Raw genomic sequence first — 8,721 nt, forward strand, 5'->3', positions numbered from 1 at the left:
ACAGCTCAGAGGGGATGCCCGTCGTTCAGCTGCCCTGGACGGAGCGGTAGCGGTCCACGGCGATCTCAGCGATGAGCGGATGGTCTCCCAGCGGCGCGGCCACCAGGTCCGCGCCGACCAGACGCAGCTGGGTGTGGAAGAAGCCGGGTGCCAGCAGGTAGGTGGCGACCGCCACCCGGGCTCCGGTGCGCTGCCGGGCCTGCGCGACGGCATCGGCGACCGAGGGCTGCGCCGCGGCGATGAAGCCGACCGTCACCTCGCGCTGCAGCTGCGCGGAGAGCAGGGCGCCCATCTGCTCGGCCATCGCCTGCCCTGCCCGGTCGCGGGTGCCGGCGACCGCCATCACCACCGCATCGTCGGGCCGTGCCCCCGCCTCCTGAAGTCGCTGTGCCATCACCTCGGCGAGCCGGGGATCAGGGCCCAGCGATCCCGCCGCCAGCGCCTCGTGGCCGGCGACGGCGCCAGCGATGTCCTCGCCGACGTGGAAGCCGGTGGACAGCAGCAGCGGCACCACCACGGCAGCCGCCGGGGTGTCCTCCTCACGAGTGCGCACCGTGGTGCACGCCGGAGCCAGCTGGGCCACGACCTCGGCGACCTCCGGGCTCTGCACATCCACATATGCCTCCCGCACCGCGACGGAGGGGAGCTGCTCGGCGATCCTGCGCAGGATCGCGCGGACCACGTCGCGGCCCTCGCGCAGCCGGGTGCCGTGCGCGCAGCCGATGAGCACCGGCACCGCGGTGCCGTCTCCGTCCGCCTCCTCGTGCGCGGGGAGCGCCTCCCGCCCTGCCCCGCGCGCCGGGGCGGCAGGGGAGGGAGCATCCAGGAAGCCCTCGGCCGAGGTGCGGCCCACCGTGATCACCGCGGGGTAGCCGATGCCGGACTCCCGCACCTTCTCTTCGATCGTGGCCAGGGTGCCGCGCACGCTCCGCTGCTCGGGCAGCGTCGCGCTCTGCACCACCGCGACCGGGGTGTCGGGGGCGACGCCGTTCAGCAGCGCCTGGGAGACCAGGCGGGGCAGCCATCCCACCCCCATCATCAGCACCGTGGTGGTGCCAGGATCCCGGAGCGCCGCGAGATCCGCAGGACCGAGATCTCCGTGGGCGTTGACCACGTGCAGGGCGACTGCGGCTCCGCGATGGGTGACGGGGATGTCGCCGGCTGCGGGCCCGGCGATGGCTGAGGTCACCCCGGGCACCACCTGCACCTCGATGCCGGCCGCGCGGCAGGCCAGGACCTCCTCGCCGCCGCGGCCCAGCAGGAAGGGGTCCCCGCCCTTGAGGCGCACCACGCGGAGGCCGGCCTGAGCCTGCTCGACCAGCAGCGCGCCGATCTGCTCCTGGGTGCGGGAGGGGTGGCCGGGGGTCTTGCCCACGTCGATCACCGTCACGTCCGGTGCCAGCAGCTCGGTGAGGCCGCGCGGCCCCAGCCGGTCCATGACCACCACGTCCGCCTGCTGCAGCAGATGCAGTCCGCGCACGGTGATCAGGTCCAGGGCGCCGGGCCCGCCGCCCACCAGCGCCACGGAGCCGGGGGCGAGCAGGGCGTCGCCGAGGACCCCGCTGAGCGAGGGGAGAGGAGCGGTCACGACACCGTCTCGACGCCGTCGGACACCAGGGGTCGCGGTGTGGTGGCGACCAGCACCCGGCCGTCCCGCACCTCCGCATCGTGCACCGCGATCGGGAGCTTCTCACCGCCGCCGGCATCGAGCACCGCACCGGTGTCGAGGTTCCAGGCCTGCTTGTACATCGGGGAGGCGAGCGTGGGCACCAGCTGCTCGGACTCCTCACCCTCACCGGTGAGCTCATGCGAGCCGATCAGCCCGCGGGAGAGAACGTTCGCCCCGGAGTACGGGTCACGCTGCTGGCAGGCGCGCACGGAGTCGTCGACCAGGCGGAACACCGCCACCTGGACGTCCCCGAGCAGCGCTGCGGCGCCGCGCTCGATGGAGAGGTCGCTGAGTGCACAGATGTCGATCATGGTGTTCTCCTGGGTGGTCATCAGTGGATCTCCTCGCCCTCGACGGCATCGCCCAGCGGGCTGGTCGCCCCCAGGCTCAGCGCGGCCAGCGCCCTCGCCCGCACCGGGTCCGGCGCGGTGCGGCTGTCCATCTCGTGCGCCGGGCGCATCTGACCGCGCTCGGGCACCCAGGCGAGATCCGGATCGGCCACCCCCGGAGCGTTGATGAAGGAGACGAACTTGGCCATGCGCTGCGGGTCATCGAGCGTCGCGGTCCACTCGTCCTCGTAGGTCGCGACGTGGTTGGCCATCTGCGCCTCGAGCTCCTCGCCGATGCCGAGGGAGTCCTCGACGATCACGCGGCGCAGCTCCTCGATGCCGCCTTCGCGCTCCTCGACCCAGCGCGCGGTGCGCTGGACCTTGTCCGCCTCCTGGATGTAGAGCATCAGGAAGCGGTCGATGCACTTGACGAGGTTCTCGTCGTCGAGGTCCTCGATGAGCAGCTGGGCGTGGGCCGGCTGGGCGCCGCCGTTGCCGCCGACGTACAGGTTCCAGCCCTTGGTCGTCGCGATCACGCCGACGTCCTTGGCCCGGGCCTCGGCGCACTCGCGCGCGCAGCCGGAGACCCCGACCTTGAGCTTGTGCGGGGAGCGCAGCCCGCGGTACCGCCGCTCGAGCGCGACGGCCATCGAGGTCGAGTCCTGCACGCCGTAGCGGCACCAGGTGGAGCCCACGCAGGACTTCACCATCCGCAGCGACTTGCCGTAGGCGTGGCCGGACTCGAAGCCCGCATCGACCAGGCGCCGCCAGATCTCCGGCAGCTGATCCAGCCTCGCGCCGAACATGCCGATCCGCTGGGCGCCGTTGAGCTTGAGGTACAGGCCGTAGTCCAGGGCCACCTGGGCGAGGACCAGCAGCTGCTCGGGAGTGACTTCACCGGCGGGCATCCGGGGGATCACCGAATAGGTGCCGTTCTTCTGGATGTTCGCCATCACGTGGTCGTTGGTGTCCTGGAGCGAGCCGAGCTGCTCGCCGACCGGCGAGTGCAGGCGCCCGGAGGTGGTGCCGAGGCTCGAGAGCAGCGAGGCGACCACGGGCTTGCAGACCGCGCAGCCGCGACCTCGGCCGAAGGCGGTGACGATCTCGGTGAAGGTCTGCTGACCGCCCTCCTTGACCAGCTGATACAGCTCCGCACGGGAGTGGGCGAAGTGCTCGCACATGGCAGTGGAGACCGCGATGCCGGAGCGCTCGAGCTCCTTGTTCAGCAACTTCGTCAGGGTGGGCACGCAGGAGCCGCAGACGGTACCCGCCGTCGTGCATTCCTTGACCTCGCCGAGCGTGGTGCAGCCGTGCTCGCTGACCGAGGCGCGGATGGTGCCGGCGGAGACGTTGTTGCAGGAGCAGACCACCGCGTCGTCGGGCAGCTCGGCAGCGGCCATCGCATCGCCGCCCTCGGGGGCGATGACGGCCGACGGGTCGGCTCCGAGGGTGCGGCCGATCAGGGGGCGCAGCTGGGAGAACAGCTCGATGTCGCCCACGAACACGCCACCCAGCAGCACCTTCGCGTCGTCGGACATCACCAGCTTGCGGTACTTGCGGTTCACGGGGTCGACGAAGGCGACCTCGAGGGCCCCGGCGGTGACGGCGTTGACGTCGCCGAAGGCGGCGGCATCCACCCCCACCCCCTTGAGCTTGGTGCCGTCGTCCTTGCGCTGATGGGTGCGGGTGCCGCCGAGGAAGCGGTCCACGACCACATCGGCCATGTCGTTGCCCGGGGCGATGAGCCCGGCGCAGGACTCCTGGAAGGAGGCGCACTCGCCGATCGCCCAGATCGCCGGGTCGGAGGTCTGGCAGGAGTCGCCCACGACCACGCCGCCGCGCTCACCGATCGCGAGCCCGGCCTCACGGGCGAGCCGATCGCGGGGGCGGATCCCGGTGGAGAAGATGACGATGTCGACGTCCAGGGTGGAGTCGTCGGAGAGCACGGCGGTGCCGACCTGCCCGTCGCCGGCGGGCTGGAAGCGGGAGGCGCCCACACCGGTGCGCACGTCGATCCCCTTGTCCTGGATCAGCAGGCGCAGCATCTCCCCGCCGCCCTGGTCGAGCTGGACCGCCATCACCCGGTCGGCGAACTCGACCACGGTCGAGGCGGCGCCGAGATCCTGCAGCGCGGCGGCGGCCTCGAGGCCCAGCACACCGCCGCCGACCACGACGCCGCGGACCTGGCGGCCCAGGGTCTGCTCGCGCAGCGACACCCATTCGGCGATCCGCTCGACGTCCGCCACCGTGCGATAGGAGAAGATCCCCGGCAGCTCCCGCCCCTCCGCGCGCGGCGCCCAGGCCCAGGAGCCGGTGGCCAGGACCAGCCGGTCGTAGGGAACAGCGGTGCCGGAGGCCGTGGTCACGTGCCCCGCGACCCGGTCGATGGACTCCGCCTTGTCCCCGGTGAGCAGGCTGATCCGCGGGTCGTCCCAGACGGAGACATCCAGGGAGAGCAGGTCGGCGTTGCGGGAGCTGAACCAGTTCGACAGGTGCACCCGGTCGTAGGGCTGCTGCGGCTCCTCGCCGATGACGGTGAGCGTCCACCGCCCCTCCGGGTCCTGGGCGCGAAGCCGCGCAGCGAAGCGATGTCCGGTCATGCCGCCGCCGATCACGACGATGCGCTGGTCGGCGAGCGGCGCCTGCTCGGCGGGGGCGGTGAGGGGGGAGTGTCCTGGGGTGCTCATGGCTGGTGTTCTCAAACCTCTGCTGGGTCGGGTGGCGTCGCTCCTAAGCTAAGCAGTGAATCGAACTCTCCGCAGGACTTTCGTCGGCTCCTCGGCGTTTCGTCAGGGGGCCGACGGCGGCGCGGCGGGACCCGCATGTCCGACCGGTCTCGCGATCCGGACAGGTGGCCCCTGCGAACCGAAAAGGCCTAGTCTGGCCGCATGCAGAAGATCCTTCTCGTCGTTACCGAGCGCGGCTGACGCCCCTCGTCATCACGAGCTGTCATCCGCGCCCCTCCCGAGCCCCTGGCGGAGGGGCTTTTTCGTGCGTCGGAGACAGCACGGCGGAGGGACGAGGAGGTCCATGCAGCAGTTCACCGCCATGCCCACCGTCCGAGACGACGAAGGAGTTCCGATGAACGGACAGCAGATGACCGGCGCTAAGGCGCTGGTCGAGTCCCTCAAGCATGCCGGGGCAGAGGTCGTCTTCGGCCTTCCCGGCGGTGCGATCCTGCCCACCTATGACCCGCTCATGGACGCCGAGGGCATCCGCCACATCCTGGTCCGCCATGAGCAGGGCGCCGGGCATGCAGCCAGCGGCTACGCCCATGCCACCGGCAAGGTCGGCGTGTGCCTGGCGACCTCCGGCCCCGGCGCGACGAACCTCATCACGGCGATCGCCGATGCTCAGATGGACTCCATCCCGATGGTGGCGATCACCGGCCAGGTCGGCTCCTCCTTCATCGGCACCGATGCCTTCCAGGAGGCGGACATCGTCGGCATGACGATGCCGGTGACCAAGCACAACTTCCTGGTCTCCCACGCGGATGACATCCCCAAGGTCATCAAGCAGGCCTTCCACATCGCCTCGACCGGTCGGCCCGGCGTGGTGCTGGTGGACGTCACCAAGGATGCCCAGCAGGCGATGACCACTTTCGAGTGGCCCGACTCGCTCGATCTGCCCGGCTACCGGCCCGACCCGCGCCCGCACACCAAGCAGATCCGCGAGGCGGTCTCGCTGCTGATGGCCGCCACGCGCCCCGTCTTCCTGCTCGGCGGCGGCGTGCTGCGAGGCCGTGCGACCGAGGAGGTCGGCGAGCTGATCGAGGTCTCCGGCGCCCCCTTCGTGACCACGCTGATGGCTCGCGGCGCCCTGCCGGATTCCCATCCCAGCCACCTCGGCATGCCCGGCATGCACGGCACCGTCGCCGCGGTCTCCGCTCTGCAGCGCTCCGATCTGATCGTGAACATCGGTGCTCGCTTCGATGACCGCGTCACCGGTGTCCTCGAGTCCTTCGCCCCCGGCGCGAAGGTCGTCCACGCCGACATCGACCCGGCGGAGATCTCGAAGAACCGTGAGGCAGATGTGCCGATCGTCGGCCAGGCCGCCGAGATCGCCCGCGCTCTGACCGCCGAGCTGCGGGATCGCATCGCGGCCGACGACACCCGTGACTACGAGACCTGGTGGAACACCCTGGACATGCTCCGGGACAACTACCCGCTGGGCTGGACCGAGACCGAGGACGGCTTCACCGCACCCCAGAAGGTGATCTCGCGCATCGGAGCGATCTCCGGACCGGACTCCATCTATGTCGCAGGGGTGGGCCAGCACCAGATGTGGTCCAGCCAGTTCATCAAGTACGAGAACCCCTACACCTGGCTGAACTCGGGGGGCCTGGGCACCATGGGCTACTCGGTGCCGGCGGCGATGGGTGCCAAGGTGGGTCAGCCGGACAAGGTGGTGTGGTCCATCGACGGCGACGGCTGCTTCCAGATGACGAACCAGGAGCTCGCCACCTGCGTCATCAACAACATCCCGATCAAGGTCGCGATCATCAACAACTCGAGCCTCGGCATGGTGCGCCAGTGGCAGAACCTGTTCTACGACAAGCGCTACTCCAACACCGACCTGAACACCGGGCACGGCTCCCGCCGGATCCCCGACTTCGTCAAGCTCGCCGACGCCTATGGCTGCGCCGGACTGCGCTGCGAGCGGGACGAGGACATCGACGCGACCATCCAGCAGGCGATGGAGATCAACGATCGCCCGGTGATCGTGGACTTCACCGTCAGCGCCGACGCGATGGTCTGGCCGATGGTGCCGTCCGGCGTCTCCAACGACGAGATCCAGATCGCGCAGGGCATGAGCCCCGAGTGGGAGAGGGACATCTGATCATGAACGCCATGAGTGCAATGAACGCCGGAAGCTCTGCGGGCGCAGGAAACCCGACGAGCACGTCCGATTACGTCATGACCCCCGAGAACCAGACCCTCTCGGTCCTGGTGGAGAACAAGCCCGGTGCGCTCACCCGCGTCACCGCGCTCTTCTCCCGCCGCGGGTACAACATCTCGTCGCTCGCGGTCGGACCGACCGAGCATCCGGAGATCTCCCGCATCACCGTGGTGGTCGACGTCGACCAACGACGGCTCGAGCAGATCACCAAGCAGCTGAACAAGCTGGTGAACGTGCTCAAGATCGTCCAGCTCGACGCGCGCTCCACGGTGCAGCGCGAACTCATCCTGATCAAGGTCACCGCGGACAACTCCTCGCGGACCTCGGTGCTGGAGATCGTGCAGATGTTCCGGGCCAAGGTGGTCGATGCGGCCGCCGACTCGGTGACCGTCGAGGCCACCGGTACCCAGGACAAGCTCAGCGCGCTGCTGGGGATGCTCGAATCCTTCGGCATCCGCGAGATCGTCAAGTCCGGCGAGGTCGCGATCGGTCGCGGTGGACGCGCGATCACCGACCGCAGTCTCCTGGGCTGAGTCTCCAGGGTTGAGTCTCCACTGATGAGACGTCGGCTCACCATTCAAGACGGCGGCGATAGGATCGTCCTGTCGCCCGCACCCCGAACACGAAGGAGCACAACGTGGCTGAGATCTTCTACGACGACAATGCCGACCTGTCCATCATCCAGGGCAAGAAGGTCGCCGTCGTCGGCTTCGGCTCCCAGGGCCACGCCCACGCGCTGAACCTGCGCGACAGCGGCGTCGAGGTCCGGGTGGGCCTCCGCGAGGGCTCGAAGTCCGCCGCCAAGGCGCAGGAGGAGGGGCTCGCCGTCGGCACCGTCGCCGAGGTCTCCGAGTGGGCGGATCTGATCATGATCCTCACCCCCGATCAGGATCAGCGGAAGGTCTACGCCGAGTCGATCCAGCCGCACCTGAGCGAGGGCAAGGCGCTCGCCTTCGCGCACGGCTTCAACATCCGCTTCGGCTACATCGAGGTCCCCGCGGGCGTCGACGTGCTGCTGATCGCTCCGAAGGCTCCGGGTCACACCGTGCGCCGCGAGTACGTCGCCGGCCGCGGCATCCCGGACATCGTCGCCGTCGAGCAGGACGCCACCGGTGGCGCCTGGGATCTCGCGCTCTCCTACGCCAAGGGCATCGGCGGCACCCGCGCCGGCGTCATCAAGACCACCTTCACCGAGGAGACCGAGACCGATCTCTTCGGTGAGCAGGCCGTGCTCTGCGGCGGCATGAGCCACCTGGTCCAGGCGGGCTTCGAGACCCTCTCCGAGGCGGGCTACCAGCCCGAGATCGCCTACTTCGAGGTGCTCCACGAGCTCAAGCTGATCGTCGACCTGATGTTCGAGGGCGGCATCGCGAAGCAGCGCTGGTCGATCTCCGACACGGCGGAGTACGGCGACTACGTCTCCGGCCCGCGGGTCGTGACCGCCGACACCAAGCAGGCCATGAAGGACGTCCTCGCGGACATCCAGAGCGGTGCCTTCGCCAAGCGCTTCATCGAGGATCAGGACGCCGGCGCGCCGGAGTTCAAGGAGCTCCGCGAGACCGAGGCGAAGCACCAGATCGAGGTCGTCGGCAAGGACCTGCGCAAGATGTTCTCCTGGAGCGCCCAGGCCGTCGACACCGACTACGTCGAGGGCAGCGCCGCGCGCTGATCGGCTCTCCTCCGACGCGGCGGCGGGGGGGCCCCCCCGGGGGGCCCCCCCCCCCCCCCCCCCCCCCACAGTGGGGGGGCCCGAGGGCGCCGCGCGGGGATGTTGGGCCCCCCACCAGCCCCCCCCCGGGCAGGGGGGGCGCCAACCACACAACA

General features: G+C 70.0%; 6 protein-coding genes. 3 read left to right on the forward strand and 3 right to left on the reverse strand.

Annotated elements, in window-relative coordinates:
- Nucleotides 1-25 precede the first annotated feature (25 nt).
- The 3 genes from cobA to nirB are packed head-to-tail and all read right to left on the reverse strand — an operon-like array spanning nucleotide 26 to nucleotide 4,685.
- Nucleotides 26-1,588 carry a uroporphyrinogen-III C-methyltransferase gene (gene cobA / locus Q0937_RS14675; protein ID WP_299305086.1) on the reverse strand — a complete coding sequence of 521 codons (1,563 nt, stop codon included), beginning with the start codon at nucleotides 1,586-1,588 and terminating at the stop codon, nucleotides 26-28.
- Nucleotides 1,585-2,001, reverse strand: a complete 417-nt coding sequence (nirD, locus tag Q0937_RS14680; protein ID WP_299305089.1) for a nitrite reductase small subunit NirD — start codon at nucleotides 1,999-2,001, stop codon at nucleotides 1,585-1,587. Before nirD ends, cobA begins: the two co-directional genes overlap by 4 nt.
- Complete coding sequence (gene nirB / locus Q0937_RS14685) at nucleotides 2,001-4,685, reverse strand: nitrite reductase large subunit NirB (protein WP_299305092.1); 2,685 nt, start codon at nucleotides 4,683-4,685, stop codon at nucleotides 2,001-2,003. Before nirB ends, nirD begins: the two co-directional genes overlap by 1 nt.
- Nucleotides 4,686-5,046: 361 nt before the next feature.
- Here nirB and Q0937_RS14690 point away from each other — a divergent pair, with 361 nt between their 5' ends.
- The 3 genes from Q0937_RS14690 to ilvC all read left to right on the forward strand — a co-directional run bounded on the left by Q0937_RS14690 (nucleotide 5,047) and on the right by ilvC (nucleotide 8,566).
- Nucleotides 5,047-6,837: an acetolactate synthase large subunit gene (locus Q0937_RS14690; protein ID WP_299305109.1), complete on the forward strand. Its 1,791-nt coding sequence runs from the start codon at nucleotides 5,047-5,049 to the stop codon at nucleotides 6,835-6,837.
- A gap of 77 nt (nucleotides 6,838-6,914) precedes the next feature.
- Nucleotides 6,915-7,430 (forward strand): acetolactate synthase small subunit, encoded by a 516-nt coding sequence (gene ilvN / locus Q0937_RS14695; protein ID WP_299305095.1) that lies wholly within the window; start codon nucleotides 6,915-6,917, stop codon nucleotides 7,428-7,430.
- 104 nt (nucleotides 7,431-7,534) lie between these two features.
- Nucleotides 7,535-8,566 carry a ketol-acid reductoisomerase gene (gene ilvC / locus Q0937_RS14700; protein WP_299305098.1) on the forward strand — a complete coding sequence of 344 codons (1,032 nt, stop codon included), beginning with the start codon at nucleotides 7,535-7,537 and terminating at the stop codon, nucleotides 8,564-8,566.
- The last annotated feature ends 155 nt before the right edge of the window (nucleotides 8,567-8,721 follow it).

Source organism: uncultured Brachybacterium sp. (assembly GCF_947500705.1).
GTDB lineage: Bacteria > Actinomycetota > Actinomycetes > Actinomycetales > Dermabacteraceae > Brachybacterium.